Raw genomic sequence first — 24,711 nt, 5'->3', positions numbered from 1 at the left:
AATCGGCATTTGTCAGCACTCAATATATCCACTCAATTTTAAGGTGTTTGGCTTTGCTGAACGTTTGTTTATTAAATGCGTTCAGGATTTGCAGCGACTTGGCTACATATTGTGACCCGCACACTAGTGACGTTGCACATCCCTTGTTACACTCCGCACTAAGAACAAGACATCTATGAAGGAATACTGAATGTACACTGCGGAAGAAAAGGCGCGTATTAAATGGGCTTGTCGTCGTGGCATGCTTGAGCTTGACGTGGTGATTATGCCGTTTTTTGAAGAGTGCTTTGATGCACTAAATGAGCAAGAGCAGCGTGATTTCGTCTCACTACTAGAATGCGATGATCCCGATCTGTTTACTTGGGTTATGGGCCACGGTCGTAGCGAAAATCTAGGTCACGCTTCGATGGTCGATAAAATTGTCGCGCACAACCTCAGCAAGGTTCGTTAATCTTAAGGTTAACACTTCTCTATACGCCCAAATTGCCAACCAACTTCTTCTCCTAGGTTGCGTTTGGGCGCTTATCTGTTCTGATATCCCACTTGTCTTATCAACTTATCTGTTACTACTGATTATCCGTTGCCAAATGCAAGGTGGCTTTGTCGTGCCTTCAGCCTGTGGCGGTTGGTATTTGCATCGTGATGGCACAGTACGCAATGACAAACAAACTTCGACAATATCGAGTGTTGATGTGTCGGCGGCGGCGTTCAAAGTCACGTTTGAATTAGCGTCGGATGAGAAAGTCACGATTTGGCGAGACAGTTGTGAAGACGTGGCATATCGTCAACTGTGTTTGATATTACGACAATGGAAAATGGGAGCCGAAGCTCCCATTTGATCTTATATCTGACGGTTACTGTTTAGTGTCAGAGTTATTTGTTTGGCGTAAGAATCGTTGGACCGCTGTTTTCTAGCTGGTTTGGATAATCCAAGGTGTAGTGCAGACCGCGACTCTCTTTACGCTGCATCGCACAACGCACCATCAGCTCTGCGACTTGCAGCAGGTTACGCAGCTCTAGCAAGTTGTTTGATACGCGGAAGTGGCTGTAGTACTCGTGCGTTTCTTGTTGCAGCATCTGGATACGACGCAGTGCACGTTCAAGGCGCTTATCGGTACGAACGATGCCCATGTAATCCCACATAAACAGGCGCAGCTCATGCCAGTTATGTTGGATGATCACTTCTTCATCACTGTTGGTCACTTGGCTTTCATCCCAACAGGGAACCTGCTGTGCTAGTTCTACTTCGTTGTGATGTTTAAGAATGTCTTTGGCTGCTGACCATGCGTAAACCACACACTCAAGTAGTGAGTTCGATGCCATACGGTTCGCACCGTGCAAGCCTGTGTAGCTCACTTCACCAATTGCGTAGAGGTTCTTCAGGTCGGTATGACCGTTTTGATCGACCATGACGCCACCGCACGTGTAGTGCGCCGCAGGTACGATTGGGATTGGCTCTTTGGTCATGTCGATACCCAAATCCATCAAACGAGAGTAGATGGTTGGGAAATGCTTAGTAATGAAGTCCGCTGGCTTGTGGCTGATGTCGAGATACATGCAGTCAGCACCTAAGCGCTTCATTTCGAAGTCGATAGCGCGAGCCACGACATCACGCGGAGCAAGCTCTTTACGCTCATCGAAATCCGGCATAAATCGTGAGCCATCAGGACGACGTAAATACGCGCCTTCACCACGTAATGCTTCTGTTAGTAAGAAGTTGCGCGCTTCTGGATGGAACAGACAGGTCGGGTGGAATTGGTTGAATTCCATGTTCGCAACACGACAACCTGCACGCCACGCGATTGCAATACCATCACCAGATGAGACGTCTGGGTTAGACGTATATTGATACACTTTGGAAGCGCCGCCCGTTGCCAAGACAACAAATTTTGCGCGAACAGTTTCAACTTGCTCTTCGTTGCGGTTCCAAATATAAGCGCCAATGATCTTGTTTTTGTCGCCGCCGATTTTATCTTCGGTGATCAAATCCAGAGCATTATGACGCTCAAGAACATGAATGTTTGGGTGGCTGTGCGCGTTGTCTTGCAGAGAAGTTTGCATTGCCATGCCAGTGGCATCGGCCGCATGCAAAATACGGCGACGGCTGTGTCCGCCTTCGCGAGTTAGGTGATAGCGTGGTTCATCGTCAGAATCATCGTCTTCACGGTCAAATGGCACGCCGCCATCAATCAACCATTGCACGCACTCTTTTGAGTTTTCCGCGATGAATTTAACGGTCTCTTCATCACAGATACCATCACCGGCAATTTGCGTATCTTCAACGTGAGACTCAATGGTGTCCGACTCATCAAATACGGCAGCGATACCACCTTGCGCGTAATACGTTGCGCCTTCGCTGCGTGGCCCTTTACTTAGAACCATCACCTTACAGTGGTTTGCGACACGCAAAGCTAACGACAAGCCCGCGGCGCCACTCCCTACCACTAACACATCACATTCATGTTCACGATTTGTGTTCATATTACTTTTACAATCCCAAGCTAAGGTAACAAGGTTACCTTGTGTATATTTTGCACACCATGTGCATTCTATTAACGCGACATCCGTCGCTAAGGGCTAAGTTGGGAGACGTATCGAAATCGGCGTTACTTTGGTGACTTCTGTCACTCTTGTTTTTCCATGCTTTGGGCATGAGGATGCTTCCTGAGTTTTGTTTGCAACGCGATGTTCTGATAGCCATTAGCCATGCAAATGAAAAGTAATAGTTTGTCAATGCCATTGCTTTTCTATGCTCTACCCAGCACAATCTGGGACAGAGATCATCCATTATACCCATTTCCCCATCACTATGCTCGCTTGTCAAAACGAGACTTAAGTCCGACGAGGAGCGGGATTTGGCTAATGACATCACACTGTGAAAAAACAATGACAAAAAATTTGAGAAACCATGGAACTTTCTCATTCACGTCGGAGTCACAATAGTGCTCAAGTAAGCAGTGGTGTCAATACTACGTTTTGCATAATTAGTACCCATATCTGAGAAGAGTAGGGGCATAACAAATAGGAGTATCCGCTCGAATGAACGAGCAGCTGACCGATCAAGTATTGATTGAGCGAGTTCAGAATGGCGATAAGCAAGCATTCAACCTGCTGGTAACAAAGTACCAGAACAAGGTATGTAACCTTATCTCCAGATACGTAAGTAATCCTGGCGATGTTCCAGATGTAGCACAAGAAGCGTTTATCAAGGCTTACCGAGCTATCCCTAGTTTTCGTGGGGAAAGTGCGTTTTATACGTGGCTGTATCGCATTGCTGTGAATACTGCGAAAAATCACATTGTTGCCCAAGGTCGTAGACCGCCAGCAACAGACGTGGATGCTGAAGAAGCTGAATTTTACGAAACAGGTAATGCACTGAAAGAAATTTCGAACCCTGAGAACTTAACGTTGTCCAAAGAATTGCAACGGGTAGTGTTCAGTGCAATCGAAGACTTACCTGAAGATTTAAAAACCGCAATGACTCTGCGTGAGCTTGATGGCTTAAGCTACGAGGAAATTGCTGAAGTAATGGATTGCCCGGTGGGAACGGTACGATCGCGTATCTTCCGTGCTCGTGAGGCGGTGGAAAAGAAAATCAAACCTCTTTTGCAGCGCTAGTACAAGTGATAACTATGGTGAAAATAATGGCTGACAAAGAAAAACTTTCAGCTCTCATGGATGGAGAATTGGTCGATAAGGCTTTAATTCAAGAATTAGAGCAAGACCAAGAGAGCCGTGATGCTTGGCAGAACTATCACCTAATTGGTGATGTGATGCGAGGCGAAGCGCCAGCAAAGCCTGAGTGGAATATTGCTGAAAGCGTAGCGTTAGCGTTAGAAGACGAGCCTGTGCATCGTGCTATCGATTCGCGCAGTGCTAACGTAATTTCAATTAACGACGCGCCAAAAGAGTCGCAACCAGAGCCACAAAAAGCGAAACGCCAGTTGCCTGCATGGTTGACTCAGTTTGGTCAAGTTGCCGTCGCTGCGTGTGTGTCACTTGTTGTGATACTAGGCGTACAGCAGTATGGTGGTAGCGACCCAATGTCGCCGCAAGCAGACCAACTTCCTGTACTTCAGACTGTGCCATTCGCGGGCAGCGCTGAACCTGTAAGCTTGACGCGTGAATCCGTAGAGCGTTCAGTTGGTGAAGCAAATATGCAAGAGCAACGCAAACGCGTTCATGCTATGCTTCGTGACTACGAATTGCAGCTAAGAATTAACAGTGATGCGTCTCAGCAAGATGCACATCTGACTCCGGATATTGAATGAAAAAATTTCTGATCAGCGCTTGCGCTCTGTTCAGTCTGATGTCTTCGCAAGCCTTTGCTGGTGATAAGCCAGCGGAGGCTTTATTGCATCAAATGAGCGAGGCGAGCAAGAATTTAAGCTACGAACTCTCTTATATCCTTATCAAAAAGAACAGCATTGAACCTTTGCTGTATCGTCATGCGACTCACGATAAAGACCAGTACGCACATCTTGTGTATCTAAGCGGTCCTGTGCGTGAGGTTATTCGTCGCGGCACTGAAGTAAGCTACATCGAAACCGGCGCGGAGCCGTTTACCATCGAGTCGGGTAAAATGGTTGCTCCAATCATGCCGATGCTGAACGCGAATATTGACGAGCTAAACTTGTACTACGACTACGTAAAAGTAGGTCGTGCCCGTGAAGCAGGCGTACCAACACAAGTACTACGTATCGTGCCAAAAGATGGCTTGCGTTATTCTTATGTGTTGTGGATTGATGAGAAGAGTAAGTTGCCACTGCGTGCTGATCTTGTCGATCGCGATGGTGAAATGCTTGAACAGTACCGAACTATCTCTTACTCAGTGAACCCTAAAATTGGCGAGCTGATGAGTGGTTTGGAAGAGGTTCAATTACCTGGTGTTTTGACCATGCCGAAAGGCGATATCGGCACCAGCGATTGGACTGTGGGCTGGATACCAGAAGGTTTTCACCCAAATGAACTGAATCGCTACCGTATGGCAGTGACCGACCAAATGGTAGAAAGCCAATTGTACTCAGATGGGCTGTTTAGTTTCTCTGTGTATGTGGCGAACAAAGATGAGCATTCGCTGAAAGGCCAGCTGGTTCGTCAAGGTCGTCGCACTCTACATAGCTTTATTAACGGCAACCATGAAATCTCTGTTGTAGGTGATATCCCACCAACAACGGCTCAGCGCATCGCACAATCGGTCACTTTTAATGTAACAAAGAGTGAAGTGCAATGATGACTGCATTGGCTACCGTGACGGGTGTTCATCGTCACGGTCAGCAATATGATGTCGATCTCAGCTGCGAGCAACAAACCAGTTGCAGCAGCTGTTCATCGCAAAAAAGCTGCGGTACTGGCGTTGTTACCAAAGCCATCGGTAACAAAACGCTGTCGTGGCATTTGCGTACCCCAAAATCCGTCAAAGTTGGTCAAGTCGTGGAAATCGGTTTTCCTGAGTCAAGCCTGATCAAATCTGCTATGGCGGTCTACCTTCTTCCTCTGTTTGGTTTGATTCTCGGTGCCGTGATTGGCAACTTCCTGCTTGTGCCTTTAACCGCGGGTGGTGAGGGCATTACCATCCTCGCTTCGATATTGTTCGCGGCTGGTGGTATGTGGCTCGCAAAACGTGTGTCACGCCCGCTAGAAGATGAGTCCAAACGCCAAGTCACCCTCATTCGTGTTCTCGGTGAACCTATTCAATAAGCTCTAAACTTTAAATAAGGTGCGCCCGGTAACGAAATTGGGTAGAATCTGCCAACTTGATTGAAATGCCGTCAACTGACGGCTTTCTTACTGTCCCTATTTGTAAAGAGTTAGTCACCCTAAATCTATGAAGCACATTCGTAACTTTTCGATTATCGCCCACATCGACCATGGTAAGTCGACCCTATCTGACCGTCTAATCCAAGTTTGTGGTGGATTAAGCGATCGTGAAATGGCCGCACAGGTTCTGGATTCTATGGATCTTGAACGTGAGCGTGGTATCACCATCAAATCTCAGAGTGTGACGCTGAACTACACCGCTAAAGACGGCGAAACGTACCAGTTGAACTTCATCGATACTCCGGGACACGTTGACTTTGCGTACGAAGTATCACGTTCTCTAGCCGCTTGTGAAGGTGCGCTACTGGTGGTTGACGCAGGTCAGGGTGTAGAGGCTCAAACGCTAGCTAACTGTTACACCGCGATCGAAATGGATCTAGAGGTTGTGCCAATCCTGAACAAGATTGACCTACCAGCGGCTGATCCTGAGCGTGTAGCGGAAGAAATTGAAGAAATCGTTGGTATTGATGCAATGGAAGCTACTCGCTGTTCTGCAAAGACAGGTATCGGTGTAGATGACGTTCTAGAAAACATCGTATCAGCAATTCCAGCACCAGAAGGTGATCCAGACGCGCCACTTCAAGCGCTGATCATCGACTCATGGTTCGACAACTACCTTGGCGTTGTTTCTTTGGTTCGTATTAAAAACGGCTCACTGAAGAAAAACGACAAGATCAAAGTAATGAGCACAGGTCAAACTTGGGGTGTAGACCGTCTAGGTATCTTCACGCCTAAGCAAGTGGACACTGATGTTCTGCGTACTGGCGAAGTAGGCTGGGTAGTTTGTGGTATCAAAGACATCCTAGGTGCACCAGTAGGTGATACGCTGACACTAGCGAAAAACGGTAGCGAGAAGCCACTACCAGGCTTTAAGAAAGTAAAACCTCAGGTATACGCGGGTCTGTTCCCAGTATCTTCTGATGATTACGAAAACTTCCGTGACGCACTAGGTAAACTGAGCCTTAACGACGCATCGCTATTCTACGAGCCAGAAAACTCAGCAGCGCTAGGCTTTGGTTTCCGTTGTGGTTTCCTTGGCATGTTGCACATGGAAATCATCCAAGAGCGTCTAGAACGTGAATACGACCTAGACCTGATTACAACGGCACCAACCGTAGTTTACGAAGTTGAGCAAACAAACGGCGAGACTCTGTATGTTGATAGCCCGGCAAAACTGCCAGCGGTTAACGACATTGAGGAGATCCGTGAGCCTATCGCGCGTTGTAACATCCTAGTTCCTGCCGATTACCTAGGTAACGTAATCACACTTTGTGTTGAGAAACGTGGTACTCAGGTAGATATGGTTTACCACGGTAACCAAGTAGCCGTTACTTACGATATTCCAATGGCAGAAGTAGTATTGGATTTCTTTGACCGTCTGAAGTCTACATCACGTGGTTATGCGTCTCTGGATTACAACTTCCAACGCTTTGAAGCATCGAACATGGTACGCGTAGACGTACTACTGAACGGCGACAAAGTGGATGCGCTAGCGTTGATTACGCACAAAGACCAGTCTCAGACTCGTGGTCGTCAGCTTGTAGAGAAGATGAAAGAATTCATCCCTCGTCAGATGTTCGACATCGCGATCCAAGCGGCTATCGGTAACCACATCATCGCGCGTTCTACTGTGAAACAGCTACGTAAGAACGTAATCGCGAAATGTTACGGTGGTGACGTGAGCCGTAAGAAGAAACTTCTGAAGAAACAGAAAGAAGGTAAGAAGCGTATGAAGCAGATCGGTAACGTAGAACTGCCTCAAGAAGCGTTCCTAGCAATTCTTCACGTTGGTAAAGACTAGAGTTGAACTATCTCGTACTCTTGTCTGTCATAAGACGTTAGATAGTAAAATAAGTGAAAGGGTTTCGGCTCTTTCACTTTCGTATTTTTAGATAAGGGAATTTAATGGCGAATACATTCTCACTGATTCTAGTTATCGTGACTTTGGTAACTGGCGTAGTTTGGCTACTAGAAAAACTGGTGTTTGCGAAAAAACGTCAAGCAAAGGTAGCGGAGATCCAAGCGCAAACAGCAAATGGTCTGGATGCGGTGACGCTACAAAAAGTAGAAAGCCAACCTTGGTGGGTAGAGAACAGCGTCTCTATCTTTCCAGTGATTGCATTCGTACTGGTATTACGTTCTTTTATCTATGAACCGTTCCAAATCCCTTCAGGCTCAATGATGCCAACCCTACTAGTGGGTGACTTCATTTTGGTTGAGAAATACGCATACGGCTTGAAAGACCCAGTATGGCGCACGCAGCTAGTGGAAACTGGCAAGCCTGAGCGTGGCGACATCGTGGTATTCAAATACCCACCACAGCCAAACATTGACTACATTAAACGTGTGGTTGGTTTGCCTGGTGATACCGTGCGTTACTCTGCGGACAAACAGGTATGTATTCAATCGAAAGGTGAATCATCTTGTAAGCCAGTCAAATTGAGCAATGTTGAAGAGAGCCAATTTATCCAAAATGGCATTCCTCTGATTCAGATGAATGAAAAACTGGGGGAAGTGGAACACCAAGTTTTGGTGAACCCGCTCGCTCGTGACCGTGTGCAGAACTACCAGCCACGTCCAGGAGTTAACGAATGGGTTGTACCACAAGGTCAGTACTTTGTTATGGGTGATAACCGTGATAACAGTGCTGATAGCCGTTACTGGGGCTTTGTTCCAGAAGCAAACTTAGTCGGTAAAGCTGTTGCGATCTGGATCAGCTTCGAGTTTGATCGTGGCGCAGACAGCGTTCTACCTTCATGGATTCCAACTGGTGTGCGTTTTAACCGCGTCGGTGGTATTCACTAACCATTACATATCGAGAGAGTATGAATTCTCCAATTGATAAACTAGAGAGAAAGCTCGGCTACCAATTTAAGGATGCTGGGCTTATCAACTTGGCGCTGACTCACCGCAGCGCCAACAGCAAGCATAATGAACGTCTTGAGTTTCTGGGCGATTCAATTTTAAGTTTTGTCATCGCTGATGATCTGTACCATCGTTTCCCGAAAGTGAACGAAGGTGACATGAGCCGTATGCGCGCTACTTTGGTACGTGGGCACACATTGGCGGAACTGGGTCGTGAATTCGATCTAGGAGATTATTTAAAATTAGGTCCAGGTGAATTGAAGAGTGGCGGATTCCGCCGAGACTCTATTCTAGCCGATGCGGTAGAAGCCATTATTGGTGCGATTTACCTTGATAGTGATATTGAAGCCGTGCGCGGTATTGTACTGAGCTGGTACAACTCGCGTCTTGAAGCCATCAAGCCTGGCGTATCACAAAAAGATCCAAAAACTCGCCTACAAGAGTTCCTGCAAGGCAGAAGAAAACCACTGCCTGTCTACACAGTGACTAATATTAAAGGTGAAGCGCACAACCAAGAGTTCACGGTTGAGTGTGACGTAGCAGGTGTGGATAAGCCTGTCATTGGTAAAGGCACCAGCCGCCGCAAGGCAGAACAAGCGGCTGCTGAAACAGCACTTGAGCAATTAACAAATGGCTGATAACGAATTCGATATCGATGCATTTTTTGCATCCAATGGTGAAGTAAGTTCACCAGAAAACCAGCACTGTGGCTTTATTGCGATTGTTGGTCGCCCAAACGTTGGTAAATCGACGCTTCTAAACAAAATTCTTGGTCAGAAGATTTCGATTACATCTCGTAAACCGCAAACGACTCGTCACCGCATCATGGGTGTGGACACAGACGGTGATTACCAAGCGATCTACGTAGATACACCAGGACTTCATATTGAAGAGAAGCGCGCGATTAACCGCTTGATGAACCGTGCAGCAAACTCATCTCTAAGTGATGTGAACCTAGTGTTCTTCTTGGTCGACGGTACGCATTGGACTAAAGATGATGAGATGGTGCTGACTAAGCTTCAAAAGTCGAACTTCCCAGTTGTGCTTTGTGTGAACAAAGTAGACAACGTGCAAGATCGTAACGAAGTGATGATGCACATGGCCGACATGTCGAAGAAGATGGACTTCGTTGACGTTGTGCCAATCTCTGCAAAGCAAGGTAAAAACATCGACGTACTGCGCAAGCACGTTCGCGATCACTTGCCAGAAGCAACGCACCACTTCCCAGAAGAATACGTAACAGACCGTTCTCAGCGTTTCATGGCGTCTGAAATCGTGCGTGAAAAACTGATGCGTTTTACTGGTGAAGAGCTGCCATACTCGGTAACGGTTGAGATTGAGCGTTTCGATTACAACCCAGAAACTGACGGTTTCCATATCAACGCCCTAATTCTTGTTGAACGTAATGGTCAGAAGAAAATGGTGATTGGTAAAGGTGGCGAGAAGATCAAGACAATTGGTCGTGAAGCGCGCTTAGATATGGAAGAGCTATTCGGTCGTAAGGTTTACCTAGAGACTTGGGTAAAAGTGAAATCTGGTTGGGCAGACGACGAACGTGCTCTACGCTCACTAGGTTACATTGACGATCTATAAGCTTGGTTGCTTGTAAGTTTGGTAACGAAGACACTTCGTTCCAACATCGACTAAAATATAATATCGATTAGAATAAGGAGCCGCTTGGCTCCTTATTTTTTATTACCGACTTAGGCACACTGATTGAAATGAGCAACCAGTCTTCAGAAGGCTTCCAGCGCTGCTTTGTATTGCACCGACGACCTTACAGTGAATCGAGCTTGATCCTTGATGTATTCAGCGAGGAGTATGGTCGTATCACGTTGATGGCGAAAGGTGCGCGCAGCAAACGCTCTAATCTTAAAGGGGCATTACAGCCCTTCACACCACTATTGCTGAAATGGTCCGGCAAAGGTTCAATGAAAACCTTACGTCAGGCTGAGCCAATCAGTTTGGGTTTGCCGTTGTTTGGGATAAACCTTTACTCCGCAATGTACGTAAATGAATTAGTCGGGCGCGTGTTAATGGCGGAAGTGCCTATGCCTGCGCTGTTTCATGATTACCTGCATGCACTAACGGAATTGGCTCAGAGTGATAACCCTGAACCGGGCTTGCGTCGTTTTGAACTGGCTCTGCTGTCTTCAATGGGCTATGGCGTTGATTTCTTGCATTGTGCCGGGACGGGTGAGCCTGTCGATCCTGAGATGACTTACCGTTATCGTGAACAAAAGGGATTCATAGCTTCAGTAAGGCGCGACAATCTGACATTTTTAGGTAATGAATTGATTGCGATTAGTGAACGGCGATTCGTCACTAAAGAGCAATTAAAAGCGGCGAAACGCTTTACACGTATGGCATTAAAGCCGTATCTTGGCGGCAAACCTTTAAAAAGTCGCGAATTATTTATTCAGACATATCGAGCACGGAGTAACGGAAAATGAGCTCAATCTACTTAGGCGTTAATATCGACCATATTGCCACTCTACGTAATGCACGTGGTACTAAATACCCAGATCCAGTTCATGCTGCTGAGATCGCAGAGCGTGCCGGTGCTGACGGTATTACCATCCACCTACGTGAAGACCGTCGCCACATTCTAGATCGTGACGTACGTATCCTACGTGAAACCATTCAAACTCGTATGAACCTTGAAATGGCGGTAACGGACGAGATGGTTGAGATTGCGCTACAAACTAAGCCTGAGTTCGTTTGTCTGGTTCCTGAAAAACGTGAAGAGTTGACAACAGAAGGTGGTCTGGATGTTGTCGGTCAACTTGAGAAAGTGAAAGCGGCAACGCAAAAGCTAACTGAAGCGGGCATTAAAGTCTCTCTATTCATCGATGCTGACCGTCAACAGATCGATGCGGCAAAAGCTTGTGGCGCACCTTACATTGAGCTTCACACAGGTCACTACGCAGATGCGACAACAGAAGAAGATCAGCAAGATGAACTGAAGAAGATTGCAGCAGGCGCAAGCTACGCCGATGACCTAGGTATCATCGTAAACGCAGGTCACGGTCTGACTTACCACAACGTTGCACCAATCGCAGCACTGCCAGAAATCTACGAGCTAAACATCGGTCACTCGATCATTGGTCGTGCGGTTTTCGATGGTTTAGAAAAATCTGTGGCAGAAATGAAAGCCATCATGGTTGCGGCTCGTAAGTAATCAGATTTAAGCATGGCAATTTTAGGATTAGGCACTGACATCGCAGAGATTGAGCGCATTGAAAAAGCGCTCGGTCGAACGGGTGAGCCCTTCGCAAAGCGCATTTTGTCGCAAGATGAAATGGTAAAGTTTGCTGAATTGAAGCAAAAAGGGCGCTACCTTGCGAAGCGTTTCGCAGTAAAAGAGGCTGCCTCAAAAGCGCTAGGTACAGGCATCGCAAAAGGCGTGACCTTCCATGATTTTACAGTTTCGAATGATGAGTTCGGTAAACCGGTATTGACCTTATCCGGTGTGGCGAAGCAAATCGCCGAGTCGATGGGCGTCAATCATGTTCATCTGTCGATTTCGGATGAACGTCATTACGCGGTCGCGACGGTGATTTTTGAATCCTAACTTAGCCTGATTACGGATTAACAACCGAATACGAAAAAGCCAGAGTCGATGCTCTGGCTTTTTTATTGCTCTGATTTATGCCGTCATTATCTACTGCTCAAGATAGAGTTTCGCTGTACTAGTGACCTTTATCATTTCATCTTGCAGTTCAAACATTTCTGGCTCGATGTCTTCAATACTAGCCCCTGAGCGCAGCGCTTGTTCCAAGGTTGCACACAATGACTTCAATCTTGGCACACCGCAGTAAGAGCTGCTACCGTGAAGTTTATGCACAACATGGATAAGATCATCACGCGAGAAGTCTTCTTGCTCTAATGCTTGATCGACCACTTCTTCCACCTCAGGAATAAAATCAATCAGCATGCGCAGCATGTCTTTGGCTAAGTCTTCTTTGTTGGCACTTTGTTTTAACGCTGCTTGCCAGTCGATGATGACATCTTGCTGCGGTTTTTCTGGCGCTGGTGGCGCAGTTTCCACAACAGGTTCGACATACGATGGCGCGATTTTGTCGACACTCTCAGTACAGGTATTTGGATTCCAATGAACCAAAACCTGTTGTAGCACATGCTCTTCAATTGGCTTGGTTAGGTAGTCATCCATACCCGCAGCCAGTAGTCGGTCACGTTCGCCCGCCATGGCATGCGCGGTTACCGCAATCACGGGGGTGTCTTTGTTCAGCTCTAGCTCTTTAATGTGCTGACAAGCGGTCACACCGTCCATCAATGGCATTTGAATGTCCATGAAGATCAGATCGTATTTCTTCTCAGTCGCGAGATTCACCGCTTGCTGACCATTGCTGCACGCCGTTACTGTTTCTACACGCTCTTTTAGTAGCGCAGAGATCAGTTTCAAGTTGGCAGGGTTATCATCAACCGCAAGCACCGTCAGTGGTAAGCGTTCATTCACCACTGGCTCAATTGGTGCAATTACCGCTTGTGGCGTTTCAACATGGTCCGTGATTAGGCTTTGTAGAAGCTTGCGACGCGATAATGGCTTAGTCAGACATTGGATCTGATGATCGTTCATCACTTGATCTGCCAGGGCTAATTCGGTACTCGGCGTACCCATGATCACACTCGGCGCCATGCGTTTGGCTTGTTCAATCCAAGCTGCTACCGATTGATCGTCGTAGGTTTGATTGGCAGCCAGGTTCAACAATACGTAATCGTAGTTCTCGTCGTTTTCAGGCAATGAAGAGCGGTAGGTCACCAGAATGCCTTCTTGGCTCAGGATCTGCTGTGTCACCGACGCCGCTTGCATGTTCGGTTCAACCAACAGCAATTGCTTACCAGTTAGTAGTTCGACTTCAATCAGATCGCTCATTGGCATTTCAGTTGAGTGCAAGCGAACCGTAAACCAGAAGGTAGAACCTTGGTGTAGGCGACTGGTTAGGCTGATTTCACCGCCCATCTGGCTTACCAGTTTTTGAGTGATAACCAGACCAAGACCGGTACCACCATAGCGACGTGAAATACTCGCATCTGCTTGGCTAAACGCTTGGAATAACTGCGCTTGCTGACGTTCTGAGATACCAATACCAGTATCGCGCACCATGAATTGCAGTTCGACCGAATCACCAGATTGTGAGCGCATCTCAACGCTGATGTCGATATTACCGCGCTCAGTAAATTTGATGGAGTTACCGACCAAGTTAGTAAGGATTTGTTGGATACGAAGCGGGTCACCCACCAAGCCTTGCGGGATCTTCGGATCCACTTTCAAGGTGATTTCCAAACCTTTCTCGTGCGCGCTGGTGGCTTGTAGGTTGATTACTTCTTCTAAGCTTTCACGGAATTCAAATGGAATGTTTTCCAGCGCCAACTTACCGGCTTCCAGTTTCGAGAAGTCGAGGATGTCGTTGATGATGTTCAGTAGGTTGTTTGCGGACTTCTCAATGGTCTGCAAGTAATCCGTTTGGCTGTTCGATAGCTGTGTTTTCAGCATCTGGCGGGTAAAGCCAATCACACCATTCAGCGGAGTACGAAGTTCGTGAGACATGTTCGCCAAGAATTCGGATTTCACACGTGCTGCTTCTTGGGCACGCTTCTTCGCGATGTCCAACTCCACGTTCTGAATCTCTAGCTGTTCCAGAGTCTCACGCAAGTCTGATGTCGCTTGGTCTATACTGTGCTGCATCTCAACGTGGTATTCCGACAGCGAGACCGCCATGGCGTTGATACCGTTTTTTAGCTGATCCAACTCACCGTGCATTTTACCTTCGATACGCACATCAAGGTGACCACGACGAATGCGGTCAACAACATTCTTCATGTGGGTGATCGGTTGGGTAACGTCATGCATGAGGCGAGAGGCGAACACACTCGCGAGGCCAAGACCGAGGATCAATACTAAGAACGCAGAGAAGACTTCTTGGTATTGCTGCAATCGAAGCGACGAAAGATCCATTTCCACTGCGATGTAGCCGATGGCTTTTGTGCCCTGATTCTCATTTGAGAGCTCCGAAAGATAGTGACCTTCAGATAGAATCGGCACGCGCAGAATTAGCGAGTTATCGAAGATTTCCGAATTGCCTAATTGAGGGATAGGTTTATCCTTCGGGAACATCAGAGCTTCAAAATTGGGATGGAAGTTAGAAGTGACGAAAAGCTCATGATTTTCATCGAACACCGCGATACTGCGAACCAGTTTTGAGTTTTTGCGGTGGGCATAACTGATAAGGCGACGAACGGCTTCGCGACTTTCGGAAAGTAGGTGAGTTTCACTGGCAATCGCAAGTGGTTCGATAATGCTATTGCCTGTGGTGATAACTTGTTTCTCGAGGTCTTGGTAGCGGTTAAATGAGAAAAAGCCGCTCAGTAATAAACCAATAATGAGAGTGGGAGCGAGAGTTAGTGTAATTACACGTGCTCTTAAGCCATATCTGGTCATGTTATCTAATTACATCGGAGTCTGGATATGGGAAAATAACGCATTATTTCTCAAGCGCACGATAAAGCCTTGAGCAAAGAAGTGACGTCACCGGATAAACGGTAAGCATAATCAAGTCACTCGAATCACACAACGGCTGCAATCAAGAATAGTGAAGCAGTAGAGCAATTAGACACAAATCAGGCACAGAGCATGGCACGTATCTTTCAACCTAAAAAGAAAACGCAACTGAATACCCGTCACCAAGCGGTACAAGTAGAGCGTTTGGATCACCACGGCGCAGGCATTGCTTACCTTAAGAAGAAACCATTGTTTATTGATGGTGCGCTACCGGGTGAGGAGGTGGTAACCCAATTGGTGGAAGAAAAGAGCAAATTCGCTCGCGGTAAGTTGATTAAAATCCTTAAACCGAGTGACGCTCGCGTGGAGCCATTTTGTCCGCACTACCATGAATGCGGTGGCTGTGACCTACAGCATTTGAACTATGACCAACAATTGACGCACAAGCAGCAAACGCTTCGCCAGTTGATGAGAAAATTTGCCGGCAGTGATATCGAGTTGGATGCGCCTGTATTGGGTGAGTCTCTTGGCTACCGTCGCCGTGCTCGTGTGAGCTTGTTCGTAGATAAAAAGACTCGTCAGCTGCACTTTGGTTTCCGTAAGAAACAGAGTAAGCAAATCGCGCAAGTGACGGACTGCCCAGTGTTAGCACCTGAGTTGAATGTGCTATTGCCAGAAATCTACTCGACGTTAAAAGCGTTTAAGAAGCCAGAGCAACTTGGTCACGTAGAGTTGGTGCTAGGCGATAATGCTCCATGCATCACATTACGTCACCTAAGCAAGTTGACTGAAAAAGAAACCAACACCTTGGTGGAGTTGGCGAAGCGTCACCAGTCATCGCTCTATCTGATGCCAGAAACGGATCAGCTTGATTTAATTGAAGGTGAAGTGCCTTACTATCAAGAAGCGGGTGTCACCGTGCCATTTACGCCAAATAACTTTATTCAAGTGAACCAAGCGGTAAACCAGAAAATGGTTGCTCAGGCAGTGGAGTGGTTAGACCCACAAAGTGACGAGCGAGTGTTAGATTTGTTCTGTGGTTTAGGTAACTTCAGTTTGCCTATCGCGAAACGTGCAAAACACGTGGTTGGCGTAGAAGGTGTGGCAGAAATGGTGGAAAAGGCAGCAAACAATGCATCTTTGAACCAAATCAATAACGCTCGATTTTATCACGCTAACCTTGAGCAAGATTTTGAAGGGCAAGTTTGGGCGGCTGAACAATTCGACAAAGTGCTGCTCGATCCAGCACGTGCGGGTGCGAGTGGGATCATTGATCAAGTTTCTGTGCTTGGCGCACGCCGTATAGTTTATGTTTCTTGTAATCCTGCTACCCTTGCAAGGGATAGTCAGAGCTTGCTGGAGCAAGGCTACCAATTAACCAAATTAGGTATGCTGGATATGTTCCCTCATACCAGCCATCTAGAGTCGATGGCACTGTTTGAAAAGTCCTGATAATTGGGACTTTATTGATCACTTACTCGTGGAGGGTGGTCAATAAGCCAACGCTTAAGGCTTGGCACAAGAACTAACCTGGATGGTGTTAGTCAAACCACACAAATATAATAATTAGGATGATGAGATGGTTGCGGTAAGAAGCGCGCATTTAAACCAAGATGAACAGTTTGAACTTGAAAACTGGGTGGCTAGCCTAGGTCAAGAGAAGAACACAGCGAAACGCTTAACCGAAGTGTATCGTGACTGCCAATCTGTGTTGGCGGATAACGAACAGGCGGAGCTTTTGTTGTGGCGTGGACGAGAGATGATCGAAATCTTGATCACCTTGTCGATGGATAAAGCGACACTCGTCGCTGCGCAGCTGTTCCCTTTGGTCTCAAGTGGTGCTTTTGATAGAGAACTCCTTGAGGAAAAATACAGCAAAGAAATCATTAAGCTGATCGATGGCGTCGACGAAATGGCGGCAATCGGCCAGTTGAATGTAACAATGGATGGTGGAGCTGCCTCGTCTCAAGTCGATAACGTTCGTCGCATGCTGTTGGCCATGGTGGATGATTTCCGTTGCGTGGTTATCAAGCTGGCAGAACGTATCTGTAACCTGATTGAAGTAAAAAAAGCGCCGGACGAAGTTCGTCGTGCAGCGGCAAAAGAGTGTGCAAATATCTACGCGCCTCTGGCAAACCGCCTTGGCATTGGTCAGTTGAAATGGGAAATCGAAGATTACGCTTTCCGCTACCAACAGCCAGAAACCTACAAGCAAATCGCGAAGCAATTGGCTGAGCGTCGTATTGTCCGTGAACAATACATCAAAGACTTTGTCGACGACCTTACCCAAGAAATGACCGTATGCGGCATCAACGCAGAAGTCAGTGGTCGTCCAAAGCACATCTACAGTATCTGGCGCAAAATGCAGAAGAAGAGTCTGGCGTTTGATGAATTATTTGACGTACGTGCAGTACGTATCATCGCTGACAAACTTCAAGACTGTTATGCCGCTCTGGGTGTGGTTCACACCAAATACAAACACTTACCAAGCGAGTTCGACGATTACGTAGCAAACCCGAAACCAAACGGCTACCAGTCTATCCATACCGTGATTCTTGGCCCTGAAGGTAAGACCATCGAGATCCAGATTCGTACTAAAGAAATGCACGAAGATTCTGAGCTCGGTGTTGCAGCGCACTGGAAATATAAAGAAGGTGCAAGCAGCCGCAGCGGTTACGATGAGAAGATCACGTGGCTACGTAAGCTACTCGATTGGCAAGAAGAAATGTCCGACTCTGGCGAGATGTTGGACGAGCTGCGTAGTCAGGTATTTGATGACCGCGTGTATGCCTTTACCCCACGTGGCGATGTTGTCGACCTTCCAATGGGCGCAACCCCACTCGATTTCGCTTACCACATTCACTCAGAAGTGGGGCACCGTTGTATCGGTGCCAAAGTGGCGGGTCGTATCGTCCCGTTCACTCATAAACTGCAAATGGGCGATCAGGTTGAAATCATCACTCAGAAAGAGCCAAACCCTTCACGTGATTGGTTGAACCCGACGCTGGGCTTTGTGACGTCGAGCCGAGCACGTGCAAAAATCAACGCATGGTTCCGCAAACAAAGTCGTGAGAAGAACTTAGAAGCGGGTCGTGAAATCCTAGAGCACGAATTGGCGAAAATCGGCGCGACACTGAAAGACGCAGACCAGTACGCGCTGAAACGCTTTAACGTCAATAGCGCCGATGAATTGTATGTTGGTATTGGTAGTGGTGACTTGCGCATCAACCAGATCATCAACCACATCAACGCGTTGGTAAACAAACCAACCGCGGAAGAGGAAGACCAGCAAGCGCTAGAAAAACTGCAAGAAGCAGAAAATCGCGCGCCAGCACAAAGTCGTCCGAAGAAAGATGCGGTTGTGGTAGAAGGTGTCGATAACCTAATGACACACCTAGCGCGCTGTTGTCAGCCGATCCCAGGTGATGAGATCTCAGGTTACATCACTCAAGGTCGTGGTATTTCGGTGCACCGTAGTGACTGTGAGCAACTAGAAGAACTTCGTCATCACGCACCAGAACGTATCATTGATACCGTCTGGGGGAGCGGCTTTGTCGGCTCTTACATCTTGACGGTTCGTGTTGAAGCGATGGAGCGTGGTGGTCTACTAAAAGACATCACAACGCTATTTGCGAACGAGAAAATCAAAGTCACCAGCATGAAGAGTCGCGTCGATTACCGCACGCAAATGTCGATCATGGACTTTGACCTTGAAGTGACCAACCTTGAGGTGTTCTCACGCGTTTCGAAACGTGTTGAGCAGATCAAGGATGTGATGTCGGTGAAGCGCTTAGGCTAAAATTCTCGTCATACTTGAAGCTGATAGCGTTGTTGCCTACGCTCACTCGCTCCATCACATAGGCAGGCTATGCTCAGGAGTCTCGCTCGCTTGCCGCCTAGCTACAGCTTCAATTATTTAGAGAATTGATCAACATATAACAAAGGTGAGTGGTTTTGGCTACTCACCTTTTTCTTTAGATAGAAAGGTTTAAAGGAACAGAAAATGAGTCATCCAATTGAACAGTTAGAACAAATCATGGCGAAGTTGCGTGACCCAGAAAGCGGTTGCCCTTGGGACTTAAAGCAGACCTTCGACACCATTGTTCCTCACACTATTGAAGAAACCTACGAAGTGGTGGATGCGATTCAAAACCGCGATTGGTCGAACTTGCAAGAAGAGTTGGGGGACTTATTGTTCCAAGTGATTTTCTACAGCCAAATGGCGAAAGAGCAGGGATTGTTCGAGTTTTCTGATGTGGTGGAAACCGTTAACGAGAAGCTGACGCGTCGTCACCCGCATGTTTTTTCAGAAGTAGAATTCGATTCTGAAGAAGCGATTAACGCCAACTGGGAAGCGGAAAAAGCCAAAGAGAAAGCACAATTAGGCAAAGCTGAAGAAAGTATCCTAGACTCAATACCAAACTCTCTACCTGCGCTTTCGCGTGCTACAAAGATCCAGAAAAAGTGCGCAAAATTCGGCTTTGATTGGGACTCGCTTGGTCCCGTTGTCGGAAAAGTGCAGGAAGAAATTGAAGAGGTAATGGAAGAAGTGCTTCAAATTACTCCGGATGAGGAGAAAGTTGAACTCGAATTAGGCGATCTTTTATTTGCTACCGTGAACCTGTCTCGTCACCTAGGGAAAGACCCTGAAGTGGCACTGGCAAAAGCCAACTTAAAGTTCTCGAAACGCTTTAAAGGCGTGGAAACTAAAGTTGCAGCGCACGGTAAACAGCTGACAGACTTTACTCTAGATGAACTCGATTCCATGTGGGATGAAGTGAAACGAGAAGAGCGAAGCTGAAATTGCATGAATACTCGACTTTGATTTGAAGCAAAAAATAAAAAATTACGGTGTGATAGATTTCACGTTGTGGCGGTTAGGAGCTTCTGGTATATTTACGTCCCGTCCAGAAGCACTCCATTTCCCTCATTCAACCAATTTCAGGTTAAACATGACGACAAATTACATTTTTGTTACTGGCGGGGTTGTATCCTCTCTAGGTAAAGGTATTGCAGCAGCATCTCTTGCAGCTATTCTAGAAGCTCGTGGTCTTAAAGTGACTATGATGAAGCTTGACCCTTACATCAACGTTGATCCAGGCACAATGAGCCCAACTCAACACGGTGAAGTGTTCGTTACGGAAGATGGCGCAGAGACTGACCTTGACCTTGGTCACTACGAGCGTTTCATCCGCACCAAGATGACTAAGCGTAACAACTTCACTGCTGGTCGTGTTTATGCAGACGTACTACGTAAAGAACGTCGCGGCGATTACCTAGGTGCAACCATTCAGGTTATCCCTCACATCACTAACGCTATCAAAGACCGCGTAATTGCAGGTTCTGAAGGCCATGATGTTGCTATCGTTGAAGTCGGTGGTACGGTAGGTGATATCGAATCACTACCATTTATGGAAGCTATCCGTCAGCTTGCTGTAGAACTAGGTCGTGAGCGCGCAATGTTCATGCACCTAACGCTAGTTCCTTACCTAGCCGCTGCTGGTGAAGTGAAAACTAAGCCAACTCAGCACTCTGTTAAAGAGCTGCTATCTATCGGTATCCAACCAGATATTCTTGTTTGCCGCTCTGATCGTATGATCCCAGCGAACGAGCGTAAGAAAATCGCTCTTTTCTGTAACGTACAAGAAAAAGCAGTTATCTCAATGAAGGACGTAGATTCTATCTACAAGATCCCTCAACTTGTTAAGTCTCAAGGTCTAGATGACCTAGTTTGTGCTCGCTTTGGTATCAACGCGCCAGAAGCTGACCTGTCTGAATGGGAACAGGTTATCTATGAAGAAGCGAACCCAACTGGCGAAGTAACTATCGGTATGGTCGGTAAATACATCGAACTACCAGATGCTTACAAGTCAGTAAACGAAGCACTTAAACACGCAGGCTTGAAAAACCGTCTAAACGTCACAATTAAATATGTAGACTCTCAAGATGTTGAGACGAAAGGCGTAGAAGTACTTGAAGGTCTAGATGCAATCCTAGTACCTGGTGGCTTCGGTGACCGTGGTATCGAAGGTAAGATTCGCGCAGCACAATACGCTCGTGAAAACAAAGTACCTTACCTAGGTATCTGTCTAGGCATGCAAGTAGCACTGATCGAATACGCGCGCAACGTAGCGGGTATGGAAGGTGCACATTCAACAGAATTTAACAAAGACACTAAGTACCCTGTGGTAGGTTTGATCACGGAATGGGTAGACGGCGAAGGTAAAGTTGAAGAACGTACTGAAACGTCTGACCTAGGTGGTACGATGCGTCTTGGTTCACAGCTATGTCACCTAGAGAAAGGGACGAAAGCTCGTGAACTATACGGTAGCGCGACAGTTCACGAACGTCACCGTCACCGTTACGAAGTAAACAACGTTCTTCGTCCGCAAATCGAAAAAGCAGGTCTGAAAGTATCTGGCCTATCAGCGGATAAGAAACTAGTGGAAATGATTGAGAACCCAGCTCACCCATGGTTTGTAGCGGCTCAATTCCACCCAGAATTCACCTCGACGCCTCGCGATGGTCACCCACTATTCGCAGGTTTCGTTAAAGCTGCTGGCCAAAACGCTCGCGGCGAATTCGAGAAGTAAAAGGATACGGGCAGCGGCGAAGGTTGTGCTGCTGCCCTTTAAAATTGACATTTATATTTGAAACGAGAGGAAACATTAATGTCTAAGATCGTTAAAGTTCTAGGTCGTGAAATCATCGACTCACGTGGTAACCCAACTGTAGAAGCTGAAGTACACCTAGAAGGCGGTTTCGTAGGTATGGCAGCAGCTCCATCTGGCGCATCTACTGGTTCTCGCGAAGCTCTTGAGCTACGTGACGGTGACAAAGCACGTTTCCTAGGTAAAGGTGTTCTTAAAGCTGTTGAAGCTGTAAACGGCGCAATCGCTGAAGCTCTAGTTGGCAAAGACGCTAAAGACCAAGCTGCAATCGACGCAGTAATGATCGAACTAGACGGCACTGAAAACAAATCTAAGTTCGGTGCGAACGCTATCCTAGCTGTTTCTCTAGCAAACGCTAAAGCTGCTGCAGCAGCTAAAGGCATGCCTCTATACGAGCACATCGCTGAGCTAAACGGCACAGCTGGTCAGTTCTCTATGCCTCTACCAATGATGAACATCATCAACGGTGGTGAGCACGCAGACAACAACGTTGACATCCAAGAGTTCATGATCCAACCAGTTGGCGCTAAGACTCTTAAAGAAGGTCTACGTATCGGTGCAGAAGTATTCCACAACCTAGCTAAAGTTCTTAAGTCTAAAGGCTACAGCACTGCAGTTGGTGACGAAGGTGGTTTCGCTCCAAACCTTAAGTCTAACGCTGAAGCTCTAGAAGTTATCGCAGAAGCTGTTGCAGCTGCTGGTTACGAACTAGGTAAAGACGTTACTCTAGCTATGGACTGTGCTGCATCTGAGTTCTTCGACAAAGAAGCTGGCATCTACAACATGAAAGGCGAAGGTAAAACTTTCACTTCTGAAGAGTTCAACCACTACCTAGCAGAGCTAGCTAACCAATTCCCAATCGTTTCTATCGAAGACGGTCTAGACGAGTCTGATTGGGCTGGCTTCAAGCACCAAACTGAACTACTAGGTGACAAGCTTCAACTAGTAGGTGACGATCTATTCGTTACTAACACTAAGATCCTTGCTGAAGGTATCGAGAAAGGCGTAGCTAACTCTATCCTTATCAAGTTCAACCAAATCGGTTCTCTAACTGAGACTCTAGCTGCAATCAAGATGGCTAAAGACGCAGGTTACACAGCAGTAATCTCTCACCGTTCTGGCGAAACTGAAGATGCAACTATCGCTGACCTAGCGGTAGGTACAGCTGCAGGTCAAATCAAAACTGGTTCTATGAGCCGTTCTGACCGTGTTGCTAAGTACAACCAACTTATCCGTATCGAGGAAGCTCTAGGTGAGCGCGCTCCTTTCAACGGTCTTAAAGAAGTTAAAGGTCAAGCTTAATTCTTAACTGAGTTAACGGCTTAACTTAAAGCTTTTGAAAACGCCTCGCACTTGCGGGGCGTTTTTGTATCTGACATATGAGAACGCTTCGCTTCGAGAGGCGGGAACGGGCTTCGCCCTTCGAGAACGCTTCGCTTCGAGAGGTGGGAACGTGCTTTGCCCTTCAGGAACGCTTCGCTTCGAGAGGTGGGAACGTGCTTTGCCCTTCAGGAACGCTTCGCTTCGAGAGGCGGGAACGGGCTTCGCCCTTCGGGAATGCTTCGCTTCGAGAGGTGGTACGGACTTGGCTCTTCGAGATCGCTTCACTTGGCGATATGAGAATTGACTTTGCTTTTTGATGTCTTTCGCTCATGTTCATTTGTCATTCCCTAGAACGACGAAGGAGAGAGGCGGGAATCTCTTTGTTTCATTTTGCTGCTTTTTTCCTGTAAGGAGCGTGTGAGTCTCTTTTTATGCCCTAGAGCCAATCACGCATTTATGCTATATATGTCACCTTATCTAATCCCTTCCGGTACAGAATGTTAGCAACGATATGCGAATCTTTGTTATAGCCCTTACGTTACTGTTTGGCTGGCTTCAATATACCCTCTGGTTTGGCAAAAACGGGGTGTCTGACTACTACACAGTAGAAGATGAAATTGAAGTGCAGCAACAAGTAAACAGCAAGCTGCAAGCTCGTAATAACGAGATGTTCGCTGAGATTGATGACTTACGACAAGGTCTTGATGCGATCGAAGAACGTGCGCGTCACGAACTTGGTTTGGTCAAAGATGGCGAAACCTTCTACCGAATCGTAGGTGAGGATGAACAATAAGATGTTGGATACTTCACCATCTCATATTGCTATCGTGCCAGCAGCTGGCGTTGGTAGTCGAATGAAGGCAGACCGTCCAAAACAGTACCTGTTGATTGACGGCAAAGCGGTATTGGAACATACCGTGGAAAAACTGCTTTCTCACCCAAAAATTTCTAAGGTTGTCGTAGCTATTACCGACGGTGACCCATACTACCCTGAACTGTCCATTGCCCAGCACCCAGACGTGATTCGTGTGGCTGGTGGTAAAGAAAGGGCAGATTCTGTGCTTTCAGGGCTAAACTATGTAAGAACACATCTGGAAAGCGAGTGGGTTTTAGTTCACGACGCAGCAAGACCATGTGTTCTCACATCCGATATTGACCATTTGATCGACGTTTGTAGCGCACACCCAACAGGTGGCATCCTTGCCTCTCCAGTGAGAGACACAATGAAGCGAGCAAACGCAGCACAAGATATTGATCATACGGTAGATAGAGAAGCATTGTGGCATGCACTAACCCCACAAATGTTTAAAACTCAGCAGCTTACTCAAGCACTGGCTGACGCATTAGAACAAGGTGCAACTATCACTGATGAAGCCTCGGCTTTGGAATGGTTAGGCGAAAAGCCGGCACTTGTTCAAGGGAATGCGAATAATATAAAAATTACTCAGCCAGAAGATCTTGCGTTAGCCGAGTTTTATCTCAGCCGTGAGCGCGGCGAATAAAGAAAGG

At 46.9% G+C, this 24,711-nt stretch carries 22 protein-coding genes; 20 read left to right on the top strand and 2 right to left on the bottom strand.

Annotation, left to right across the window (positions count from 1 at the left end):
• Positions 1 to 190: 190 nt before the first annotated feature.
• On the top strand, positions 191 to 451 hold the full coding sequence (locus QTO06_RS19180; RefSeq protein ID WP_005429937.1) for an FAD assembly factor SdhE: 261 nt from the start codon (positions 191 to 193) through the stop codon (positions 449 to 451).
• A complete protein-coding gene (locus QTO06_RS19175) occupies positions 420 to 839 on the top strand; it encodes a protein YgfX (protein WP_331409386.1) in 420 nt (139 codons plus the stop codon). Before QTO06_RS19180 ends, QTO06_RS19175 begins: the two co-directional genes overlap by 32 nt.
• 34 nt (positions 840 to 873) lie before the next feature.
• On the opposite strand, the gene nadB is transcribed toward QTO06_RS19175, so the two are convergent.
• Complete coding sequence (gene nadB, locus QTO06_RS19170) at positions 874 to 2,481, bottom strand: L-aspartate oxidase (protein ID WP_047481854.1); 1,608 nt, start codon at positions 2,479 to 2,481, stop codon at positions 874 to 876.
• A gap of 558 nt (positions 2,482 to 3,039) precedes the next feature.
• Between nadB and rpoE the strand changes: the two genes are divergently transcribed.
• The 11 genes from rpoE (at position 3,040) to acpS (ending at position 12,259) form a co-directional block, all read left to right on the top strand.
• A complete protein-coding gene (gene rpoE / locus QTO06_RS19165; protein ID WP_331409384.1) occupies positions 3,040 to 3,618 on the top strand; it encodes an RNA polymerase sigma factor RpoE in 579 nt (192 codons plus the stop codon).
• Positions 3,619 to 3,644: 26 nt separating this feature from the next.
• Positions 3,645 to 4,271, top strand: coding sequence for a sigma-E factor negative regulatory protein (locus QTO06_RS19160; RefSeq protein WP_005449785.1), 627 nt, complete (start codon positions 3,645 to 3,647; stop codon positions 4,269 to 4,271).
• Positions 4,268 to 5,233, top strand: a complete 966-nt coding sequence (gene rseB, locus QTO06_RS19155; RefSeq protein ID WP_005436456.1) for a sigma-E factor regulatory protein RseB — start codon at positions 4,268 to 4,270, stop codon at positions 5,231 to 5,233. The genes QTO06_RS19160 and rseB overlap by 4 nt, the downstream gene beginning before the upstream one ends.
• Positions 5,230 to 5,700, top strand: a complete 471-nt coding sequence (locus QTO06_RS19150; protein ID WP_331409383.1) for a SoxR reducing system RseC family protein — start codon at positions 5,230 to 5,232, stop codon at positions 5,698 to 5,700. The genes rseB and QTO06_RS19150 overlap by 4 nt, the downstream gene beginning before the upstream one ends.
• Positions 5,701 to 5,827: 127 nt before the next feature.
• Entirely contained in the window at positions 5,828 to 7,621 is a 1,794-nt protein-coding gene (gene lepA, locus QTO06_RS19145) for a translation elongation factor 4 (protein WP_005436452.1), read from the top strand.
• A 104-nt stretch (positions 7,622 to 7,725) separates the two neighbouring features.
• Positions 7,726 to 8,625: a signal peptidase I gene (gene lepB / locus QTO06_RS19140; RefSeq protein WP_005436449.1), complete on the top strand. Its 900-nt coding sequence runs from the start codon at positions 7,726 to 7,728 to the stop codon at positions 8,623 to 8,625.
• A gap of 20 nt (positions 8,626 to 8,645) precedes the next feature.
• Positions 8,646 to 9,323 (top strand): ribonuclease III, encoded by a 678-nt coding sequence (gene rnc, locus QTO06_RS19135; RefSeq protein ID WP_005436448.1) that lies wholly within the window; start codon positions 8,646 to 8,648, stop codon positions 9,321 to 9,323.
• A complete protein-coding gene (gene era / locus QTO06_RS19130) occupies positions 9,316 to 10,278 on the top strand; it encodes a GTPase Era (RefSeq protein WP_005436447.1) in 963 nt (320 codons plus the stop codon). The genes rnc and era overlap by 8 nt, the downstream gene beginning before the upstream one ends.
• A 128-nt stretch (positions 10,279 to 10,406) precedes the next feature.
• A complete protein-coding gene (gene recO / locus QTO06_RS19125; protein WP_005426504.1) occupies positions 10,407 to 11,138 on the top strand; it encodes a DNA repair protein RecO in 732 nt (243 codons plus the stop codon).
• Positions 11,135 to 11,866 carry a pyridoxine 5'-phosphate synthase gene (gene pdxJ, locus QTO06_RS19120; protein ID WP_005426507.1) on the top strand — a complete coding sequence of 244 codons (732 nt, stop codon included), beginning with the start codon at positions 11,135 to 11,137 and terminating at the stop codon, positions 11,864 to 11,866. Before recO ends, pdxJ begins: the two co-directional genes overlap by 4 nt.
• Before the next feature lie 12 nt (positions 11,867 to 11,878).
• Positions 11,879 to 12,259, top strand: a complete 381-nt coding sequence (acpS, locus tag QTO06_RS19115) for a holo-ACP synthase (protein ID WP_039841951.1) — start codon at positions 11,879 to 11,881, stop codon at positions 12,257 to 12,259.
• A 90-nt stretch (positions 12,260 to 12,349) separates the two neighbouring features.
• On the opposite strand, the gene barA is transcribed toward acpS, so the two are convergent.
• Positions 12,350 to 15,148: a two-component sensor histidine kinase BarA gene (gene barA / locus QTO06_RS19110; protein ID WP_045411587.1), complete on the bottom strand. Its 2,799-nt coding sequence runs from the start codon at positions 15,146 to 15,148 to the stop codon at positions 12,350 to 12,352.
• Positions 15,149 to 15,340: 192 nt separating this feature from the next.
• Here barA and rlmD point away from each other — a divergent pair, with 192 nt between their 5' ends.
• The 7 genes from rlmD (at position 15,341) to ispD (ending at position 24,704) form a co-directional block, all read left to right on the top strand.
• The gene (rlmD, locus tag QTO06_RS19105; protein ID WP_331409380.1) at positions 15,341 to 16,660 is read left to right on the top strand and encodes a 23S rRNA (uracil(1939)-C(5))-methyltransferase RlmD; all 1,320 of its coding nucleotides are present in this window, start codon (positions 15,341 to 15,343) and stop codon (positions 16,658 to 16,660) included.
• Positions 16,661 to 16,787: 127 nt separating this feature from the next.
• Positions 16,788 to 19,007 (top strand): GTP diphosphokinase, encoded by a 2,220-nt coding sequence (gene relA, locus QTO06_RS19100; RefSeq protein WP_005426513.1) that lies wholly within the window; start codon positions 16,788 to 16,790, stop codon positions 19,005 to 19,007.
• Between the two features lie 204 nt (positions 19,008 to 19,211).
• Positions 19,212 to 20,009, top strand: coding sequence for a nucleoside triphosphate pyrophosphohydrolase (mazG, locus tag QTO06_RS19095; RefSeq protein ID WP_005449806.1), 798 nt, complete (start codon positions 19,212 to 19,214; stop codon positions 20,007 to 20,009).
• Positions 20,010 to 20,160: 151 nt separating this feature from the next.
• The gene (locus tag QTO06_RS19090; protein WP_331409379.1) at positions 20,161 to 21,801 is read left to right on the top strand and encodes a CTP synthase; all 1,641 of its coding nucleotides are present in this window, start codon (positions 20,161 to 20,163) and stop codon (positions 21,799 to 21,801) included.
• Between the two features lie 78 nt (positions 21,802 to 21,879).
• The gene (eno, locus tag QTO06_RS19085) at positions 21,880 to 23,181 is read left to right on the top strand and encodes a phosphopyruvate hydratase (RefSeq protein WP_005425372.1); all 1,302 of its coding nucleotides are present in this window, start codon (positions 21,880 to 21,882) and stop codon (positions 23,179 to 23,181) included.
• 532 nt (positions 23,182 to 23,713) lie between these two features.
• Entirely contained in the window at positions 23,714 to 23,995 is a 282-nt protein-coding gene (gene ftsB, locus QTO06_RS19080; protein WP_005436434.1) for a cell division protein FtsB, read from the top strand.
• 1 nt (position 23,996) lies between these two features.
• The gene (gene ispD, locus QTO06_RS19075) at positions 23,997 to 24,704 is read left to right on the top strand and encodes a 2-C-methyl-D-erythritol 4-phosphate cytidylyltransferase (RefSeq protein WP_078608715.1); all 708 of its coding nucleotides are present in this window, start codon (positions 23,997 to 23,999) and stop codon (positions 24,702 to 24,704) included.
• Positions 24,705 to 24,711 lie beyond the last annotated feature (7 nt).

The organism is Vibrio sp. M260121, assembly GCF_036533715.1.
GTDB lineage: Bacteria > Pseudomonadota > Gammaproteobacteria > Enterobacterales > Vibrionaceae > Vibrio.
The sequence above is the reverse complement of the archived record's forward strand: the minus strand, read 5'-3'. Positions and strand labels throughout refer to the sequence as shown.

What these genes read in the sequence shown, in the direction of transcription:
- QTO06_RS19180 (WP_005429937.1), top strand. Translation starts at nt 191, where the DNA reads ATGTACACTGCGGAAGAAAAGGCGCGTATTAAATGGGCTTGTCGTCGT.
- nadB (WP_047481854.1), bottom strand. Translation starts at nt 2,481, where the DNA reads ATGAACACAAATCGTGAACATGAATGTGATGTGTTAGTGGTAGGGAGT.
- rpoE (WP_331409384.1), top strand. Translation starts at nt 3,040, where the DNA reads ATGAACGAGCAGCTGACCGATCAAGTATTGATTGAGCGAGTTCAGAAT.
- QTO06_RS19160 (WP_005449785.1), top strand. Translation starts at nt 3,645, where the DNA reads ATGGCTGACAAAGAAAAACTTTCAGCTCTCATGGATGGAGAATTGGTC.
- rseB (WP_005436456.1), top strand. Translation starts at nt 4,268, where the DNA reads ATGAAAAAATTTCTGATCAGCGCTTGCGCTCTGTTCAGTCTGATGTCT.
- QTO06_RS19150 (WP_331409383.1), top strand. Translation starts at nt 5,230, where the DNA reads ATGATGACTGCATTGGCTACCGTGACGGGTGTTCATCGTCACGGTCAG.
- lepA (WP_005436452.1), top strand. Translation starts at nt 5,828, where the DNA reads ATGAAGCACATTCGTAACTTTTCGATTATCGCCCACATCGACCATGGT.
- lepB (WP_005436449.1), top strand. Translation starts at nt 7,726, where the DNA reads ATGGCGAATACATTCTCACTGATTCTAGTTATCGTGACTTTGGTAACT.
- rnc (WP_005436448.1), top strand. Translation starts at nt 8,646, where the DNA reads ATGAATTCTCCAATTGATAAACTAGAGAGAAAGCTCGGCTACCAATTT.
- era (WP_005436447.1), top strand. Translation starts at nt 9,316, where the DNA reads ATGGCTGATAACGAATTCGATATCGATGCATTTTTTGCATCCAATGGT.
- recO (WP_005426504.1), top strand. Translation starts at nt 10,407, where the DNA reads ATGAGCAACCAGTCTTCAGAAGGCTTCCAGCGCTGCTTTGTATTGCAC.
- pdxJ (WP_005426507.1), top strand. Translation starts at nt 11,135, where the DNA reads ATGAGCTCAATCTACTTAGGCGTTAATATCGACCATATTGCCACTCTA.
- acpS (WP_039841951.1), top strand. Translation starts at nt 11,879, where the DNA reads ATGGCAATTTTAGGATTAGGCACTGACATCGCAGAGATTGAGCGCATT.
- barA (WP_045411587.1), bottom strand. Translation starts at nt 15,148, where the DNA reads ATGACCAGATATGGCTTAAGAGCACGTGTAATTACACTAACTCTCGCT.
- rlmD (WP_331409380.1), top strand. Translation starts at nt 15,341, where the DNA reads ATGGCACGTATCTTTCAACCTAAAAAGAAAACGCAACTGAATACCCGT.
- relA (WP_005426513.1), top strand. Translation starts at nt 16,788, where the DNA reads ATGGTTGCGGTAAGAAGCGCGCATTTAAACCAAGATGAACAGTTTGAA.
- mazG (WP_005449806.1), top strand. Translation starts at nt 19,212, where the DNA reads ATGAGTCATCCAATTGAACAGTTAGAACAAATCATGGCGAAGTTGCGT.
- QTO06_RS19090 (WP_331409379.1), top strand. Translation starts at nt 20,161, where the DNA reads ATGACGACAAATTACATTTTTGTTACTGGCGGGGTTGTATCCTCTCTA.
- eno (WP_005425372.1), top strand. Translation starts at nt 21,880, where the DNA reads ATGTCTAAGATCGTTAAAGTTCTAGGTCGTGAAATCATCGACTCACGT.
- ftsB (WP_005436434.1), top strand. Translation starts at nt 23,714, where the DNA reads ATGCGAATCTTTGTTATAGCCCTTACGTTACTGTTTGGCTGGCTTCAA.
- ispD (WP_078608715.1), top strand. Translation starts at nt 23,997, where the DNA reads ATGTTGGATACTTCACCATCTCATATTGCTATCGTGCCAGCAGCTGGC.